At 74.1% G+C, this 16,192-nt stretch carries 17 protein-coding genes and 3 tRNA genes; 11 read left to right on the forward strand and 9 right to left on the reverse strand.

Annotated elements, in window-relative coordinates; translation table 11 throughout:
* Positions 1-163: 163 nt before the first annotated feature.
* Entirely contained in the window at positions 164-1,561 is a 1,398-nt protein-coding gene (locus KJP73_RS02800; protein WP_213281244.1) for an FAD-dependent oxidoreductase, read from the forward strand.
* Positions 1,562-1,590: 29 nt separating this feature from the next.
* Here the strand turns inward: KJP73_RS02800 and KJP73_RS02805 are convergent, their stop codons facing one another.
* The 3 genes from KJP73_RS02805 to KJP73_RS02815 are packed head-to-tail and all read right to left on the reverse strand — an operon-like array spanning position 1,591 to position 4,084.
* Positions 1,591-2,331 carry an amino acid ABC transporter ATP-binding protein gene (locus tag KJP73_RS02805; protein ID WP_283770209.1) on the reverse strand — a complete coding sequence of 247 codons (741 nt, stop codon included), beginning with the start codon at positions 2,329-2,331 and terminating at the stop codon, positions 1,591-1,593.
* Positions 2,328-3,215 carry an amino acid ABC transporter permease gene (locus KJP73_RS02810; RefSeq protein WP_213281287.1) on the reverse strand — a complete coding sequence of 296 codons (888 nt, stop codon included), beginning with the start codon at positions 3,213-3,215 and terminating at the stop codon, positions 2,328-2,330. Before KJP73_RS02810 ends, KJP73_RS02805 begins: the two co-directional genes overlap by 4 nt.
* A gap of 14 nt (positions 3,216-3,229) precedes the next feature.
* Positions 3,230-4,084: an ABC transporter substrate-binding protein gene (locus KJP73_RS02815; RefSeq protein WP_213281245.1), complete on the reverse strand. Its 855-nt coding sequence runs from the start codon at positions 4,082-4,084 to the stop codon at positions 3,230-3,232.
* Positions 4,085-4,217: 133 nt separating this feature from the next.
* Between KJP73_RS02815 and htpX the strand changes: the two genes are divergently transcribed.
* Positions 4,218-5,096 (forward strand): zinc metalloprotease HtpX, encoded by an 879-nt coding sequence (gene htpX, locus KJP73_RS02820; RefSeq protein ID WP_213281289.1) that lies wholly within the window; start codon positions 4,218-4,220, stop codon positions 5,094-5,096.
* Positions 5,097-5,119: 23 nt separating this feature from the next.
* On the opposite strand, the gene KJP73_RS02825 is transcribed toward htpX, so the two are convergent.
* From KJP73_RS02825 to KJP73_RS02845, 5 genes are all read right to left on the reverse strand, one after another.
* A complete protein-coding gene (locus KJP73_RS02825; protein WP_213281246.1) occupies positions 5,120-5,611 on the reverse strand; it encodes a hypothetical protein in 492 nt (163 codons plus the stop codon).
* Complete coding sequence (locus KJP73_RS02830) at positions 5,590-7,068, reverse strand: hypothetical protein (RefSeq protein WP_213281247.1); 1,479 nt, start codon at positions 7,066-7,068, stop codon at positions 5,590-5,592. Before KJP73_RS02830 ends, KJP73_RS02825 begins: the two co-directional genes overlap by 22 nt.
* A complete protein-coding gene (locus tag KJP73_RS02835) occupies positions 7,065-7,871 on the reverse strand; it encodes a hypothetical protein (RefSeq protein ID WP_213281248.1) in 807 nt (268 codons plus the stop codon). Before KJP73_RS02835 ends, KJP73_RS02830 begins: the two co-directional genes overlap by 4 nt.
* Positions 7,868-8,338: a putative T7SS-secreted protein gene (locus KJP73_RS02840; RefSeq protein ID WP_213281249.1), complete on the reverse strand. Its 471-nt coding sequence runs from the start codon at positions 8,336-8,338 to the stop codon at positions 7,868-7,870. Before KJP73_RS02840 ends, KJP73_RS02835 begins: the two co-directional genes overlap by 4 nt.
* A 109-nt stretch (positions 8,339-8,447) precedes the next feature.
* The gene (locus tag KJP73_RS02845; RefSeq protein WP_213281250.1) at positions 8,448-8,948 is read right to left on the reverse strand and encodes a YajQ family cyclic di-GMP-binding protein; all 501 of its coding nucleotides are present in this window, start codon (positions 8,946-8,948) and stop codon (positions 8,448-8,450) included.
* Between the two features lie 112 nt (positions 8,949-9,060).
* On the opposite strand from KJP73_RS02845, the gene KJP73_RS02850 reads away from it, so the two are divergent.
* The 6 genes from KJP73_RS02850 (at position 9,061) to KJP73_RS02875 (ending at position 10,723) form a co-directional block, all read left to right on the forward strand.
* A tRNA-Tyr gene (locus tag KJP73_RS02850) sits at positions 9,061-9,142 on the forward strand.
* Between the two features lie 237 nt (positions 9,143-9,379).
* Positions 9,380-9,452, forward strand: a tRNA-Thr gene (locus KJP73_RS02855).
* 51 nt (positions 9,453-9,503) lie between these two features.
* Positions 9,504-9,577, forward strand: a tRNA-Met gene (locus KJP73_RS02860).
* A gap of 83 nt (positions 9,578-9,660) precedes the next feature.
* Positions 9,661-9,831, forward strand: a complete 171-nt coding sequence (rpmG, locus tag KJP73_RS02865; protein ID WP_066582309.1) for a 50S ribosomal protein L33 — start codon at positions 9,661-9,663, stop codon at positions 9,829-9,831.
* A gap of 17 nt (positions 9,832-9,848) precedes the next feature.
* The gene (locus KJP73_RS02870; RefSeq protein ID WP_213281251.1) at positions 9,849-10,298 is read left to right on the forward strand and encodes a MaoC family dehydratase N-terminal domain-containing protein; all 450 of its coding nucleotides are present in this window, start codon (positions 9,849-9,851) and stop codon (positions 10,296-10,298) included.
* Entirely contained in the window at positions 10,298-10,723 is a 426-nt protein-coding gene (locus KJP73_RS02875) for a MaoC family dehydratase (protein WP_213281252.1), read from the forward strand. Before KJP73_RS02870 ends, KJP73_RS02875 begins: the two co-directional genes overlap by 1 nt.
* Positions 10,724-10,864: 141 nt before the next feature.
* Here the strand turns inward: KJP73_RS02875 and KJP73_RS02880 are convergent, their stop codons facing one another.
* Positions 10,865-11,974 carry a LacI family DNA-binding transcriptional regulator gene (locus KJP73_RS02880; protein ID WP_249669048.1) on the reverse strand — a complete coding sequence of 370 codons (1,110 nt, stop codon included), beginning with the start codon at positions 11,972-11,974 and terminating at the stop codon, positions 10,865-10,867.
* Positions 11,975-12,217: 243 nt separating this feature from the next.
* Between KJP73_RS02880 and KJP73_RS02885 the strand changes: the two genes are divergently transcribed.
* The 3 genes from KJP73_RS02885 (at position 12,218) to KJP73_RS02895 (ending at position 16,135) form a co-directional block, all read left to right on the forward strand.
* Positions 12,218-13,729, forward strand: coding sequence for an MFS transporter (locus KJP73_RS02885; RefSeq protein WP_249669049.1), 1,512 nt, complete (start codon positions 12,218-12,220; stop codon positions 13,727-13,729).
* An 85-nt stretch (positions 13,730-13,814) separates the two neighbouring features.
* Complete coding sequence (locus KJP73_RS02890) at positions 13,815-15,044, forward strand: MFS transporter (RefSeq protein ID WP_213281254.1); 1,230 nt, start codon at positions 13,815-13,817, stop codon at positions 15,042-15,044.
* On the forward strand, positions 15,041-16,135 hold the full coding sequence (locus tag KJP73_RS02895; RefSeq protein WP_213281255.1) for a UDP-N-acetylmuramate dehydrogenase: 1,095 nt from the start codon (positions 15,041-15,043) through the stop codon (positions 16,133-16,135). Before KJP73_RS02890 ends, KJP73_RS02895 begins: the two co-directional genes overlap by 4 nt.
* Positions 16,136-16,192 lie beyond the last annotated feature (57 nt).

Consider the following 16,192-nt stretch of genomic DNA (forward strand, 5'->3'; position numbering starts at 1 on the left):
GGCGCGGACGCCGAACGGCGGGACTTCGTCGCCCTTCGGCAGGACTTAGGTCGTCCTACACTGGGGCCCCACCCTGCGTGCTGCGCCGGGCGCCGGCCGTGACGTCCTCCCGGACGCCGCCGGAGCCGGGCCCCGCCGGGACCTCCACACGGAAGGCACCTGCGTGACCTCGAACCGCCCCGTCCGCGTCGCCGTCGTCGGCGCGGGACCCGCCGGGATCTACGCGTCGGACATCCTGTCCCGCTCCGGTCTGGACGTGTCCATCGACCTGATCGAGCGGCTCCCCGCGCCCTTCGGGCTGGTCCGGTACGGCGTCGCCCCCGACCACCCGCGGATCAAGCAGATCATCGTGGCGCTGCACAAGGTCCTGGAGCGCGGCGACATCCGGCTGCTCTGCAACGTCGACTACGGCGTCGACCTCAAGCTCGAGGACCTGCGGCGGCACTACGACGCGGTGGTCTTCGCGACGGGCGCCATCAAGGACGCCGAGCTGCCGATCCCGGGCATCGACCTGGACGGCTCCTACGGCGCCGCGGACTTCGTGTCCTGGTACGACGGCCACCCCGACGTCCCGCGCACCTGGCCGCTCACGGCCCGGCACGTCGCCGTGCTCGGCGCCGGGAACGTGGCGCTCGACGTCGCGCGCATCCTCGCGAAGCACGCCGACGACCTGCTGCCGACCGAGGTGCCGGCCAACGTCTACGAGGGGCTGAAGGCCAGCCCTGTCACGGACGTGCACGTGTTCGCGCGCCGCGGCCCCGCGCAGGCGAAGTTCTCCCCGCTGGAGCTGCGCGAGCTCGGCCACGTGCCGGACGTCGACGTGGTCGTCTACCCCGAGGACTTCGACTTCGACGAGGGCTCGATGGCGGCCATCCACTCGTCGAACCAGACCAAGCAGGTCGTCAAGACCCTGACCGACTGGACGCTGAAGGAGCCGGAGGAGCTCACGGCGAGCCGCCGGATCCACCTGCACTTCCTGCACAAGCCGGTCGAGGTGCTGGGGGAGGACGGCACGGTCGTCGGGCTCCGGACCGAGCGCACGGTGCTCACGGGCGACGGCACCGTCGCCGGCACGGGGCAGACGCACGACTGGCCGGTGCAGGCCGTGTACCGCGCGGTCGGCTACTTCGGGTCCCCGCTGGTGGACGTGCCGTTCGACGAGGCCGCGGGCGTCATCGCGAACCGCGAGGGCCGCGTCGTCGACGTCGACGGGGAGCCGGTGCCCGGCGTGTACACGACCGGCTGGATCAAGCGCGGGCCGGTCGGCCTGATCGGGCACACCAAGTCCGACGCGAGCGAGACGATCCGGCACCTGGTCGAGGACGCCGGCGACGTGACCGAGCCGGGCAACCCGTTCCTGTCCGCCACGGAGCCCGACCCCGAGGCGGTCCTCGAGTTCCTGGCCGCGCGCGGGGTCGAGGCCATCCAGTGGGCCGGCTGGGAGCTGCTCGACGCCTACGAGCGGTCCCTCGGCGAGCCGCACGGTCGCGAGCGGGTCAAGGTCGTCCCGCGCGAGGAGATGGTGCGCGTCGCGCTGGCCCGCGCCGCCGCCGAGGGCTGACCCCCGGCACCACCTGCCGGGATACCGGGTCAGCCGGTGAACCGGCGCAGGAAGTCCTGGGTGCGCTGCTCGCGCGGCGCACCCAGGACCTGCTCCGCGGGGCCGCGCTCCAGGATCCGGCCCTCGCGCAGGAAGCACACCTCGTCGGCGACGTGCCGGGCGAACGCCATCTCGTGCGTCGCGACGACCATCGTGGTGCCCTCGTCCTTCAGCTCCCCGAGCAGGTCGAGCACCTCCCCGACGAGCTCCGGGTCGAGCGCGCTGGTGACCTCGTCCAGCAGCATGAGCGCCGGCTGCGTCACGAGCGCCCGCGCGATGGCCACCCGCTGCTGCTGACCTCCCGACAGCTCGTCCGGGAACGCCCGGGCCTTGCCCGCGAGCCCCACGCGCTCCAGCATCGCGGCGGCCCGCTCGCGCGCCTCCGCCCTGCCGACCCGGTGCACGAGGCGCGGCGCGAGCGTCACGTTGTCCAGCACCCGCAGGTGCGGGAACAGGTTGTACGCCTGGAACACCATCCCGATCCGGGCGCGCACCGCGTTGGCGTCGACCCGCGGGTCCGTGACCTCCTGGCCGGCGACCTCGATGACGCCGTCGTCGACCTCCTCCAGCAGGTTGATGCAGCGCAGCAGCGTCGACTTCCCGGACCCGGACGCGCCGATCAGCACGACGACGCGGTGCTCGGCGACGTCCAGGGACAGGTCGTCGAGCACGACGTGGTCGCCGAAGGACTTGCGGACCCGGTCGACGCGCAGCAGCGGGGCGGTGCTCATCGCATGGCCCCCGCCCCGGCGAGCCCGCTCTGCGACCCGAGCCAGCCGCCGCGGCGCGCGAGGGCGTCCGTGAACCGGGTCAGCGGGATCGTCAGCAGGACGAACAGCACGCCCGCCACGACGTACGGCGTGAAGTTCGCGTAGGTGGCCGTCTGGATCTGCGCGGCCCGCACCGCGTCCACGGCGCCGAGGATCGAGATGAGCCCCGAGTCCTTCGACAGCGACACCAGGTCGTTGAGCAGCGGCGGGATCACGCGGCGGACCGCCTGGGGGAGCACGACGTGCCGCATGGTCTGCCCGCGGGTGAGGCCGAGGGACCGCGCGGACGCGACCTGCGAGGGGTGCACGGACTCGATGCCCGCGCGGAACACCTCCGCGACGTACGCCGAGTACGTCAGCACGAGCGCCAGGCCGCCGAGCACGACCGCCGACGTCGGGACGCCCTGCAGGCGCAGACCCGGCAGCCCGAAGCCGACCAGCAGCAGCACGAGGATCAGCGGCAGCCCGCGGAACACGTCGACGTATCCCGTGGCCAGGGCCCGCAGCGGGAAGAACGCCGGCCCCCGTAGCGTCCGGGCGAGCGCCAGCAGCAGGGCGACCACGACGATCAGCACCGCGGACACCGCCATGACGCGCACGTTCAGCCAGAGGCCCTCGAGGATCTTCGGCAGCGCGGCCCACGCGACGTCGGGGTCGAGGAACGACTGCCGCACCCGGGGCCACCCGGGCGAGCTGACCAGCCCGAGGACGGCGACGCCCGTGACCAGCACCGTGCTGACCAGCGCGACCAGGGTGGACCGGCGGGCGCGGGACCGCCGGTACGCGTCGCGGTCACGCTGACGCTCGGACGGCGCCCACGGGGTGCGGGCGCCGTCCGGGCGCATGTCGGCTGCGGGCACTACTGCAGGACCGGGGCACCGGCGGCGTCGGTCAGCCACTGCGCCTCGAGGTCGGCGAGCGTGCCGTCCTCGCGCAGGGCGTCGACCGCGTCGGTCACCGGCTGCGTCAGCGCGGAGCCCTTGTCCAGCACCAGCCCGAACTGGTCCGGGTCGTCGCCGGCGGGCAGCTGGCCGACGACCTTCCCGCCGTCGAGCTCGGCCGCCGTGATGTACAGCGCGGTGGGCAGGTCCACGACGATCGCGTCGACCAGCCCGGCGGTGAGCGCCTGCTTGACCTGGTCGTTGTCGTTGAACACCTGCACCGGCGTCGCCGGCGCGATCGACTCCTCCGCGACCTGGAGGCTGGTGGTGCCGACCATCGCGCCGATCCGCAGGCCCTGGAGGTCGGCGAGCGACGCCGCGTCCGCGGCCGCGCTGCTCTCGAGCGTGACCACCGCCTGCGCGGTGTCGTAGTACGAGGAGGAGAAGTCGAGGTTCTCGGCGCGCTCCGGGCTGATCGACACCTGGTTGATCGCGAAGTCGAAGTCCTTCGTGCCCGGGGCGATGATCTGGTCGAACGTCACCGGCACCCACTCGACCTGGTCGGCGTCGAACCCGAGCTGCTCGGCGACCGCGTACGCGACGGCGGACTCGAAGCCCTCGCCGTTGCTCGGGTCGTTGTCGACCACCCAGGGCTCGTAGCCGGGGTCGGACGTGCCGATCGTCAGGACGCCGTCGGTCAGGGTGTCGAGGGCGCCGTCGGACGCAGCGGCCGAGTCGGACGACCCGGGGTCGTTCTCCTCGTCGACGGGGGCGCACGCCGCGAGCGCCAGCGCGCTCGCAGCGGCCAGGGCGATGAAGCGGACGGTACGCACGTGGGTCTCCTCGGGTGAAAGGGGCGCAGGAGGGATCTGCGGAGGTCAGCGTAGGGGAACCCCTGAGGGCGTCGCCGCGTTGTCCTGGACGGCGGGACGAGTTGTCGTGACCGCGCTGAGAGGAAGGACGCACATGGGTCACCGGCACTACAACGGCCTGAAGACCGCGCTGCTGTTCGGCGTGCTGTGGGCCGTGCTGCTCGGCATCGGGACGATCATCGGCAACGGGCGCTACATCCTCCTGTTCGCCCTGTTCGGCGTCGTGATGACCGCGTACTCCTACTGGAACTCCGACAAGATCGCGATCCGCGCCATGCGCGCCCGCCCCGTGTCGGAGATCGAGCAGCCGGTGATGTACCGGATCGTCCGTGAGCTCTCCACCGCCGCCCGGCAGCCGATGCCCCGCCTGTACGTGTCGCCGACCGCCGCGCCGAACGCCTTCGCGACCGGCCGCAACCCCCGCAACGCCGCGGTCTGCTGCACCGACGGCATCCTGCAGATCCTCGACGAGCGTGAGCTCCGCGGCGTCCTCGGCCACGAGCTGATGCACGTCTACAACCGGGACATCCTCACCTCGTCGATCGCCGCGGCCGTCGCGGGCGTCATCACCTCGGTCGCGCAGTTCGCCCTGTTCTTCGGCGGCGGCAACGACCGCGACCGCGGCGGGAACCCCATCGCCGCCCTGCTCATGGTGTTCCTGGCACCCCTGGCCGCGACGATGATCCAGCTCGCGATCAGCCGCACCCGCGAGTACGACGCCGACGAGGACGGAGCCGCGCTCACCGGCGACCCCCTCGCGCTGGCCTCGGCGCTGCGCAAGCTCGAGCGCGGCACGCAGGCGCGGCCCCTCCCGCAGGACCGGCGGCTCGTGGACGTCTCCCACCTCATGATCGCGAACCCGTTCAAGGGCGCGGGCATCGGGAAGGTGTTCGCGACGCACCCGCCGATGGGGGAGCGGATCGCGCGGCTGGAGCGCATGGCCGGCACCGGCGGGCCGATCACGCGGTACTGACGAGGGGCGCAAGCAGTCCGGCCTCAGCGGGTCGAAGTCGAGCTGGAGACCTCGCCTTCGGGCGCCGTGCACGGCCGAATCGTGGCTTCCGCCTGCGGCTCGCTCGAGCGGGGGCCGTACCGCTCGAGCGCGGACCCGTCCCGGCCGACGAGCGACAGCAGACCGTAGGCGCGCTTCTCAGGCGTCCGGACCAGCACGCCGAGGTCGGCCCCCGCGCGCCCCTGGTAAAGCACCGACAACGCCTGGTCAAGGACGCACAACGGGTCGGCGCCCTCCTCGACCACGATGCTCCCGGCGTACGCAGGCGGGTATCCGAAGGGGTCCTGGAACCGGAGGTCCTCGACCGACGCGACGCCCGGCAGGGCCTGGACCTGCCGGAACAGCACCTCGTCCGGGACCGGTCCATCGGACGGGGGCGGCGGCTCCTCTTCGGGCACGCATCCCCCCAGCAGGAGCGCTGCGCACACGCCCAGGGCGAGCAGTCCCGTCAGCTTCACGGTGCTGTCACGTCCCACCGTGTGACCGTAGCGTCGCCGGTGAAGAACTGTGCCGCGCGGTCGAGCCACGCGCGCGTCGAGGGGTCGTTCGAGGCGTCGACGAGGGCACCGGTCTCGGCGTAGACGTCCGTCCCGTGCGCGGCGCCGACCGAACCGTCGGGCAGCGGTGCGTGCTGGCCGTTCCCGAGGTCCCGTCCCACAGTGACCCACGAGGGGCGGTCCGGGTTTTCCTTCCCCTCGAGCATGGGCACGGCGTCCTGGTCGTGCTCGAGCGCGAGGACGGCGACAGCGTCGGGGATGTCGAATCGGGCGATCGGCGAGCCGCCTGTCACGACGCTGTGCACGGAGAACTCCCGTCGGAACGCCGGGTCTGACGCGAGGGAGGCAGCGGTGATACCGCCCTGGCTGTGCCCGGTCAGCATCACCGGGTCGTCCGGGCGGATGCCGGACTGCCGCATCGCCGCAGCAACCTGCTGCTGCATCAATGTCGAGTCACCCGCCATCAGTCGCAGGTTCGTCGTCAGGTCGACGGGACTGTCGCCACGGCGCGGCCCCCACTCCTGCGTCCCCGGGATCTGGACGACGTACGTCGTCGTGCCGTCCGGGTGCTTCAGCTCGACGATCTGAACGGTTCCGGTGTCCTGGTGGATGCTTGCCTGCTGCCGGAAGATGTCGGATACCGACCGCGGCGCGAAGTCCCCGGTCAGCGTCTCCCGCAGACGCACCCCCACCTCCCCGGTGTCCCCGAACTTCCCGAACAGCCCGCCCGCGTTGATGAGCCCGGCGACGGCGTCCTCGTACGACGGCGTCGGCCACTGCCCGCCCGAGAGCACGTACGGCAGCGCGAGGCCCCCGTTCGGCCCGCCGAGCAGCGTCCCCAGGCTCCAGGTCGTGCCCTGGATGAGGCTGGGCGCCATCCGCGTCAGCCCCTCGAGCAGCCACGGGTTGTCGTAGAGCCCCTGCATCAGCTGCCCCTGCAGCGCCGCCGGGTCGAGGTCCCGGGCGGCCAGCAGGACGGCGGGCCATCGCCCGGGGTGCGCCACGAGGGCCAGCCCGCCCCCGAGCAGCGCCACCCCGCTCCCGACGGCGAGGAACGGCAGCGCCGCCCCGAGCGCGAACCCGGCCGCGTTGTGCAGCCGCTCGAGCACCGCCTGGGCCGTTGCGTCGACGAACGCGTAGGTGGTCGCCGACGCCCGCAGCACGACGGCCGTCGCCTCCAGGCCCGTGCTCACCACGAGCAGCCCGTGCCTGCCGACGGTCGCGTCCGTGACGGCCACGGCGACGCCGGCTACCTCGACCGGGCACAGCAGGGCCGCGACGGTGATGTCGGGGTCGAGCGCGATCTTCGCGACGTCGTCGGTCCAGCCGCGCACGTCGTCGCCGGCGGCGTCGAGCAGCCCCGCCTGGGAGCGCAGGTCCTGCAGCCGCGCGCCGACGCCTCCCGCGCCGCCGCTGATGGTCAGGCCGTCGCTCATGCCGGTGCCTCCGCGTCCGCGGCCGACGTGAAGCGGCCGGCCAGGTCGTGCAGCAGCGCCGTGCGGATGTCCGCACGGGACCGCGGGGTGTGCGCGACACGCTCGTCGAGCGTGCGGGTGAGCTCGACCCAGCCCGCGTCGCAGCGCAGGAGGCTCAGCATCGACACGTCGGTCCGGCCGAGGGAGCGGACCGTGACGAGGAGGCTGCCGTCGGCGCTCCGGACCGCGGAGTCGACGACGGCGGGCGGGCCCTCGGTGCCGAGCTCCGCGCACAGGGCGTCGACCGTGGCGCGGTCGCCGGTGCGCAGCGCGCGGGCGAGCGCGACGGTCAGCTCCTCGGGCACGGTCGCGGCAGCCGCCCGGGTGCGGACCGGCGCCGGGGGGACGTGCCGGAGGACCTCGTCGACGAGCCGCCCCACGGGGAACACGCTGACCTCGACCCCGGGGCGCGGCGTCGTGCCCGCGAGCCCCGCGGCGGGGACCACGTCGACGCCGCGTGCCAGCCCGGAGCCCGCCCGGGCGTCGGCCCGCAGCACGGCGAGCACGGCCCGTTCCGCGGCGACGGCGGCGACCTCGATGGCGACCAGGGCCGCCCCGCCGGCCTGGACGGCTCCGCGCAGCACGGGATCGACGTGGTCCGCCGCCCCGTCCTCTGGAGGTTCGACGACGGACCCGTCACGGTCGACCGGGAGCACGTCCGCCCAGCCCGGCAGCGCGTCGACGCCGGTGCTCACCAGCGCCCACTCGCGCTCGCCGAGCCGGGCGCGCAGTGCCCCGTCCACCGGGGCGAGGGCGGCGGTCACCAGAGCCTCCCGACGCGGTCGGCCAGGCCGGACCAGTCCGGCGCCCCGGGTGCGGGGAGCACGTCGCCGACGGCCCCCAGCACCGACCGTGCCGCATCCCGTGCGCCGCGCTCGGCCGCGGTGAGCACGTCGTCCGCGAGGTCGCCGAGCCGCCCCACCACGCGCCGCGCGTCGTCCACGCGGTCCTCGACGAGCTGCATCGCCCGCCGGATGGCCTGCTGCCGGTCCTCGAGCTCCTCGGCGAGCCTGTCGAGCGTCCGTGCCGCCTGGAGCATCTCCTCCTGCGCGGCCGTCACGTCCCGCCCGTGCTCGTGGAGGCGCGCCTGGTAGCGCTCGGCTGCCACCCCGGCCCACCGGATGCCGGCGCCCGCGCGGACGCGGTCACCGGTGCGCGCCACGCTCTCCGCCGACGTCCGGAGTCGACGTGCGTGGGCGCGGATCGCCTCGGGATCTCCCCCTGCTGCCATGCCTCGGCACCGTAGGGACGGATCCGCACCACTCAGTGCCCCCGGCACCACCTACTGGGGACGACGGAGGCCGAGCATCGCGTGTCGGGTGCCCGGCCTCCGTGCGGGGTCAGCGGTAGTTGATGAACTGCAGCGCCGCGTCGATGTCGTCCGCGCCCTTGAGCAGCGCGATGACGGCCTGCAGGTCGTCGCGGGCCTTCGCGGAGACGCGGACCTCGTCGCCCTGGATCTGCGTCTTGACGCCCTTGGGCCCCTCGTCGCGGATGAGCTTGGTGACCTTCTTGGCGATCTCGCTGGACAGGCCCTCCTTGACGGTGGCCTCCAGGCGGTACTCCTTGCCGGACGGCTTCGGGTCGCCGTCGCCGGTGTCCAGCGACTTCAGCGAGATGCCGCGCTTGATCAGCTTGGTCTGGAAGACGTCCAGGACGGCGCGCACGCGCTCCTCGGAGTTGGCGATCATGAGGATCTTCTCGCCGCTCCAGGCGATCGACGCGCCGACGCCCTTGAAGTCGTAGCGCTGCGCGATCTCCTTGACCGCCTGGTTCAGCGCGTTGTCGACCTCCTGCCGGTCGACCTTGCTGACGACGTCGAACGACGACTCGCTCGCCATGACTCCTCCTCCACGTGGTGCAGGGCGCGGGGGACGCGTTTCGGTCCCGGCCCGATCCCTTGCTATCCTTCCATCCGCACGTCGGCGACGCAGTCACCGCACGCGCATCCCCGGCGGGTTACCCGAGTGGCCAAAGGGGGCTGACTGTAAATCAGCTGGCATCGCCTACGGGGGTTCGAATCCCTCACCCGCCACGCGATGTACGACAGGGCGTCCTCCGCACGGAGGGCGCCCTGTCGCCGTCTGCGGACGTGCGACCGGCGGCGTCCGGGCCGACGCGCCCGGGCTGCTCGCGGCGGCGGATCCGCTCGGCGGGCGGGGTGGCGCCGCCGGGGCCACAGGCTCCGGACCGGGGTCTGACCTGCGCATTCGGGGGCGGAGAGGGGTCGATTTCGCAGCGGCCGGGGGCACCGTGTAACCTTGCACGCACTGCCCCGATAGCTCAGTCGGCAGAGCGTCTCCATGGTAAGGAGAAGGTCAAGGGTTCGATTCCCTTTCGGGGCTCTGTGGTGTGTCACGGATCAGGACGTCCGTCCTGATCCGTGGCCCATCCGAGGCGGGGTAGCTCAGTTGGCGAGAGCGCACGACTCATAATCGTGAGGTCGCGGGTTCGAGCCCCGCCCCCGCTACAAGGACTGAACCAGTCGCGCGTCCGCCGGCGCGCGTCGACGAAGATCGCAAGCGCTGTCTCGGCGCGAGAGGTGGCAAGACCATGGCCAGCAAGAGCTCGGACGTCCGTCCGAAGATCACGCTCGCGTGCACGGAGTGCAAGGAGCGGAACTACATCACCAAGAAGAACCGTCGGAACGACCCCGACCGGCTCGAGATGAAGAAGTTCTGCCCCCGCGACGGCCGTCACACGGTGCACCGCGAGACCCGCTGACCTCAGCGCACACCGTCGTGGCCGTCAACCCTGAGTACGCGGGACGCGAGTACCCGCCGAACGAGGCGTACGAGGTCGGCCGCGAGAAGCTCCGCGAGTTCGCGGAGGCGGTCGGGGCGACGCACCCGGCCCACACCGACGTCGACGCGGCGCGAGCACTCGGGTACCCCGACGTGATCGCGCCGCCGACGTTCGCCGTCGTCGTGGCGCAGCGCGCCGAGAGCCAGCTGATCGCCGACCCCGGGGCCGGCATCGACTTCAGCCGGGTCGTGCACGCCGACGAGCGGTTCATCCACCACCGCCCGATCCACGCCGGCGACCGTCTGGTCACCGTGCTGCACGTGGACGCGGTGACGGAGCGCGCAGGGCTGTCGATGGTGACGACCCGCGCCGTCATCTCCGCCGAGGGCGGTGGGCCCGTCGCGACGGTGACGTCGACGCTCGCGGTCCGCGGGGAGGACGCCTGATGACCCGGCCCGCGCTCGAGGACCTGGCGGTCGGCCAGGAGGTCGCCCGCCGCGAGATCACGGTCGACCGGGCCCGCCTGGTGCGGTACGCCGGGGCCAGCGGCGACTTCAACCCGATCCACTGGAACGACCGGTTCGCCACCGAGGTCGGCCTGCCCGGCGTGATCGCGCACGGCATGTGGACGATGGGCGCCGCGGTGGGGGTCGTCTCCGACTGGCTCGGGGACCCGGGTGCCGTCGTCGACTACCAGACCCGGTTCAGCCGCCCTGTGCCCGTGCCGGACCCCGGCGAGGCGGTCGTCGAGGTCGTCGCGACCGTCGGTGCCGTGGACGCCGAGTCCCGCACCGCGCGCATCGACCTCACCGTCACCGCCGGCGGGTCCCGCGTCCTGGTCAAGGCCCAGGCGCTCGTCCGCCTGACCTGACCGTCACGAGCCGCGGCACGGGCGCCCGTCCGGCATCGAGATGACAGAACGCGCCTGCACGGCGGCGTGAGCCGCAGGCGCGTCCTGTCATCTCGGTGGCAGGAGCGTCCCGGCGGATGTGGCGGGTGCGCCCCGGGAGGGTCAGGCCTGCGGTGCCGGGCCCGTCGTGGTGCCGACCCGCAGCTGCACCGGGAGCACGTCGTCCGCCGGGGTCTCCCCGGCGAGCAGGCCCTGGATGACACGGCCGACGGTCGCGCCCTTCTCGGCGATGGGCTGCGTGACGGTGGTCAGCAGGTCGGGCGCGAGCCACGGTAGGTCGAGCCCGTCGAACCCGGCGACCGACACGTCCTCGGGGACCCGCAGGCCCATCTCCCGCGCGCCGAGCACCACGCCGGACGCGAGCAGGTCCGACTGGGCGACGACGGCAGTCGGGCGGGTCGCGGGCGGGCCGGAGAGCAGCGCGCGTGCGGCGGTGGCGCCGTGCTCGACGAGCGACGCCGGGGTCTCGTAGACCGCGGTCGGGGTGACGCCCGCGTCGCGCAGGCCGTCGAGCCGCCGGCGCGCGATGGTCCAGGTGATCTCGCGGAGCCGCGCCTCGTCGGCGAGCCCGCTGCGGCGGTCGGGGCCGAACGGCAGGGTCACCGTCGCGATCCGCTCGTGCCCGAGCCCGAGCAGGTGCCGGGTGGCGTCGGCGACGCCCTCGCGGTCGGTGATGCCGATGGTGACGACGCCGGGGAGGTCCTGCCCCTCGACGACGACGGCGGGGATGCCACGCCGGCCCAGCGCCTGCAGGGTCGGGTCGTCCTCGTTCGCGCCCCAGAGCATCACGGCGACGTCCATGGCCGCGGACTCGACGAGCGGGTCGACGGCGGGCTCGTCGGGGCCGGTGGGTCCGGGGATGAGCAGGACGCCGAGGCCCAGGGGGCCGAGCGTGTCGACCAGCCCGTCGAGCATCTGGATCGACACGGGGTCGCGGAACGAGCGCTTGAGCGCGTCGCCGACGACGACGCCGACGATCCCGGACCGACCGCTGCGCAGCTGCCGGCCGAGCGGGTTGGGGCCGGAGTACCCGAGGCCGGCGGCGGCGTCGAGCACGCGGCGGCGCGTCGAGTCCGCGATGGGGCCGGCGCCGGAGAACGCGAGGGACGCGGTGGAGACGGACACGCCGGCGGCGGAGGCGACGTCGGCGAGCGTCGGTCGCTGGGACACCGGTCCGCCTCCCGCCTCGCTGGTCTGGGTGAGGGCGCTCACAGGTCGCTCGACCCGGTTGACGCCGCCGCCAGCGTACCCGCAGACTTGCGGCGTCCCTCAAATCGATTCGACCGCCACTGCCACGGCGAGTGATCGAATCGATTCGAGACGTCGATGACCTGCTCTTCGCCTCCGCTTGACCAGTCCTCCACCCCCTCTGGAGTCTCCGTGAGCCAGCCGCGGGCCCGTACCGGCCGCGCCCCCCTCCGTCCCGCCAACCGCCGGTCCCGGCCTGAAGGTCCCGTGACCGGGCCGCGCCGTCCGTCCGCGCGCACCGGGCGTGGCGCGGCGAGCCCGCACCTGCCGGTCGACCCCGCGGTCGCCCGGGCGCGGTGGCTGCTCATGGGGCTGTTCGCGCTGAGCGGGCTCATGCTGTCCGGCTGGCTCGCGCGGCTCCCCGCGGTGCGCGACGCGCTCGACCTCGGCACCGCCGAGCTCGGCGGCCTGCTGATCGCCGGGTCCATCGGGTCGCTCGCGACCGTGTCGGTCGCCGGGGCCCTGGTCAACCGGTACGGCGGCCGGTTCGTCCTCTACGTCTCGATGGTGGCGTTCGCCGCCGCCTACGTGCTGATCGGCATCGGCCCGACCACCGGCTCCGTGCCGGTGCTCACGGCGGGCATCTTCCTGTCCGGCGTCGGCTTCGCGATCGGGAACGTGCCGCTGAACGTGGAGACCGCCGCGGTGGAGCGCCGCATGGGCCGCACGGTCCTCCCGCAGTTCCACGCCGCGTTCTCGATCGGCTCGGTGCTGGGGTCCGGCATCGGGGCGCTGTGCGCGGTCGCGGGCGTCCCGCTGCTGGCGCAGTTCGTCGCGACCGCGGTGGTCGGCACCGTGTGGCGGCTGCTGTCCGTGCCGGGGGCCGTCATCGAGTCGCTGCCGCCCGAGCGTGCCGCCGTCCGTGCGACGCAGGAGGCCCGGGCCGAGGGCCGCAGCCCCCGCGAGGCCGGGCTGGCCGGCCGCCTCCGCGCGGCGCGGGTTCGCCGGGTCGCCCGTCCGGGTTCCGCGCTCGGTGCGTGGCGGGAGCCCCGCACCCTGCTGATCGGCGTCGTCATCATGTCCGCCGCGCTGTCCGAGGGCGCCGCGAACGACTGGCTGGCCCTCGCGGTGGTCGACGGGTTCGACCAGGTCGAGGCCGTCGGCGCGGCGATGTTCGGGGTGTTCGTCGGCGCGATGACCGCCGTGCGGCTGCTCGGGACGCGGCTGATCGACCGGTACGGCCGCGTCGTGGTGCTCCGCACGTCGGGCGTCGTGTCGTTCGCCGGCCTCGTGCTGTTCGGGTTCGCCCCGTCGCTGCCGCTCGCCGCCGTCGGCATCGTCGCCTGGGGCTTCGGCGCCGCGCTGACCGTGCCGCTCGGCATCGCCGCCGCCTCGGACGACCCGCTGCGCGCCGCGAGCCGGGTCGCTGTCGTGTCCGCCTTCTCGTCGACCGCGTCGCTGGCCGCCCCGCCGCTGCTCGGCCTGGCCGCCGAGCTGATGGGCACGCGGCACGCGCTGCTGCTCATCACGGTCGCGATGATCGCGTCGGTGCTGCTGGCGCGCTCCGTGCGCCGCCCGGACGTGGCGGACGTGGCGGCGGGGACCGGGCACGCGCCTGTGGACGACCCCGGTGCGCCGGTGGTCGCCACCGCCGAGCCGGCCGCCGTCCCGGTGCTCGACGTCCCGGTCGCGGACGAGGGCACGGGCTGCGTGCCGTCCGGTAGCGTCCGTCGGGAGCCGGCCGGCGACCCCGTGCCGGAACCGGTCCACCCCGCCTGACCCCGCCTGACCCCGGCAGGCGGCCCCGGACCGCACTGCCTCCCTGATCCGACGAGACCGATCTGACGAGACCGTGGAGCACGCGATGGCGCACCGCACACCGACCGAGCAGCAGGTCCGCACCGCCTCGGTGGCGGTGTTCACCGTGTTCGCGCTGGCCGGGTTCAACTTCTCGACCTGGGCGGCGCGGCTGCCGGCTGTCCGCGACGCGCTCGAGCTGTCCGAGGGCCAGATGGGGCTGCTCCTGCTGGTCGGGTCGTGCGGGTCGCTCGTCGCCCTGCCGCTGTCGGGGCTGGTGGTGACGCGGATCGGGGCGCCGCGCGCCGTGCTCGGGTTCGCGGTCGTGAACGCCTCCGGCCTCGCGATCGCCGCGACGGGGGCCGCCCTCGGCCAGGTCGTCGTCACCGCCGCGGGGCTCGTCGTGTTCGGCGTGGGCACCGGCGTGTGGGACGCCGCGATGAACCTCGAGGGCGCGATCGTCGAGCAGAAGCTCGGGCGCACGGTCATGCCCCGGTACCACGCCGGGTTCTCGCTCGGCACGGTGGTCGCGGCCGGTCTGGCCGCGGTGCTGGCCTTCGCCGACGTGCCGGTGCAGGTGCACATCCCCGTCGCCGTCGGGCTGTCGACGGTCGCGGTCGCGTTCGCCGTGCGCGCGTTCCTGCCGGCCGGGCAGCACGAGGCGCAGGCGGACGGCGGCGCGCCGCACGGCGGTCGCTCGGTCTTCGCCGCCTGGCTCGAGCCCCGCACGCTGCTGATCGGCCTCGTGGTGCTCGCCGCCGCGCTCACCGAGGGGGCGGGGAACGACTGGCTGAGCCTGGCGGTCGTCGACGGGTTCGACCAGCAGGACGCCGTGGGCGCGCTCGCGTTCGGCGTCTTCGTCTCCGCGATGACGCTCATGCGGTTCCTCGGCACCGGGCTGCTGGACCGGTACGGCCGGGTGGCCGTGCTCCGGCTGTGCGCGGGCCTCGCGCTGGTCGGGCTGCTCGTGTTCGGCCTGGTCCCGGGCGACATGCTCTGGCTCGCGCTGGTCGGCGCGGTGCTGTGGGGGATGGGGGCCGCGCTCGGGTTCCCCGTCGGGATGAGCGCCGCCAGCGACGACCCGCTGCGCGCGGCCGCCCGCGTCAGCGTGGTGTCCACCATCGGCTACACGGCGTTCCTGGCCGGCCCGCCGCTGCTCGGCCTGCTCGCCGGCGCGGTCGGCTACCGGCACGCGCTGCTGGCCATCGCGGTGCCGATCGTCGTCGGTCTGCTGGTCGTGAACGCCGCCGCACCGGCGCGGCAGGAGCCCGCGGAGCGGCCTACGCTCGTGCCGTGACCACCGCCGTGCAGCCCGCGACCTTCTCCCAGCTGACCACCCTCGGCGTGGGCGGCCCCGCGGGCCGGCTCGTGGAGACCACCACGGAGGCCGAGCTGATCGACGCCGTCCGCACCGCCGACGCGGAGGGGACGCCGCTGCTGGTGCTCGGCGGCGGGTCGAACCTGCTGGTGTCGGACGCGGGCTTCGACGGCGTGGTCGTGCGCGACGTGCGGCAGGACCTCACCACCCCGGACCACTCCGCCTGCGCCGGCGTGACCGTGACCGCGGTGGCGGGAACCGTCTGGGACGACGTGGTCGCCCACGCCGCGGCGCACCGCCTCAAGGGCATCGAGGCGCTGTCGGGCATCCCCGGGTCGACCGGCGCGACGCCCGTGCAGAACGTCGGGGCCTACGGCCAGGAGGTCGCCCAGACGATCGCGACGGTGCGGGTGTGGGACCGGCAGCGCAACCGGGTGCGGACGCTCCCGCTGTCCGACCTGCAGTTCGGCTACCGGACGTCGCTGCTCAAGCGGTCGATGCGCGCCGTGCCGGACGGCACCGACCCGGGGGCGCCGTGGTACCCGACGCCGCGGTACGTGGTGCTCGACGTGACGTTCCAGCTGCGGGTCGCCCAGCTGTCCGAGCCGATCACCTACCCCGAGCTCGCCCGCGAGCTGGGCATCGCCGTCGGGGAGCGGGCGCTGCTGCCCGACGTCCGCGCCGCGGTGCTCGCCCTGCGCGGCCGCAAGGGCATGGTCCTCGACGCGGGCGACCCGGACACCCGGTCCGCCGGGTCGTTCTTCACCAACCCCGTGCTCCCTGCGCAGGACGCCGACGCGCTGCCGGAGGGGGCCCCGCGCTACCCGGCCGGCGACGGGCTGGTGAAGACCAGCGCGGCGTGGCTGATCGAGCAGGCCGGCTTCGGCAAGGGGTTCGGTCTGCCCGGGCCCGCCGCGGTGTCGACGAAGCACAGCCTCGCCCTCACGAACCGTGGCGGGGCCAACGCCGGCGACGTGCTGACGCTCGCGCGCACGGTGCGCGACGGCGTGGCCCAGCGGTTCGGCATCACACTGGAGCCAGAGCCCGTCCTGGTCGGCACCGCGCTCTGAGCGTCCCCGCCGCGGCGTCCTGACCAGCGCACGCAACGGTCCTCTTGCGCAACTGCA

Source organism: Cellulomonas hominis (assembly GCF_901521055.1).
Lineage (GTDB): Bacteria > Actinomycetota > Actinomycetes > Actinomycetales > Cellulomonadaceae > Cellulomonas > Cellulomonas endometrii.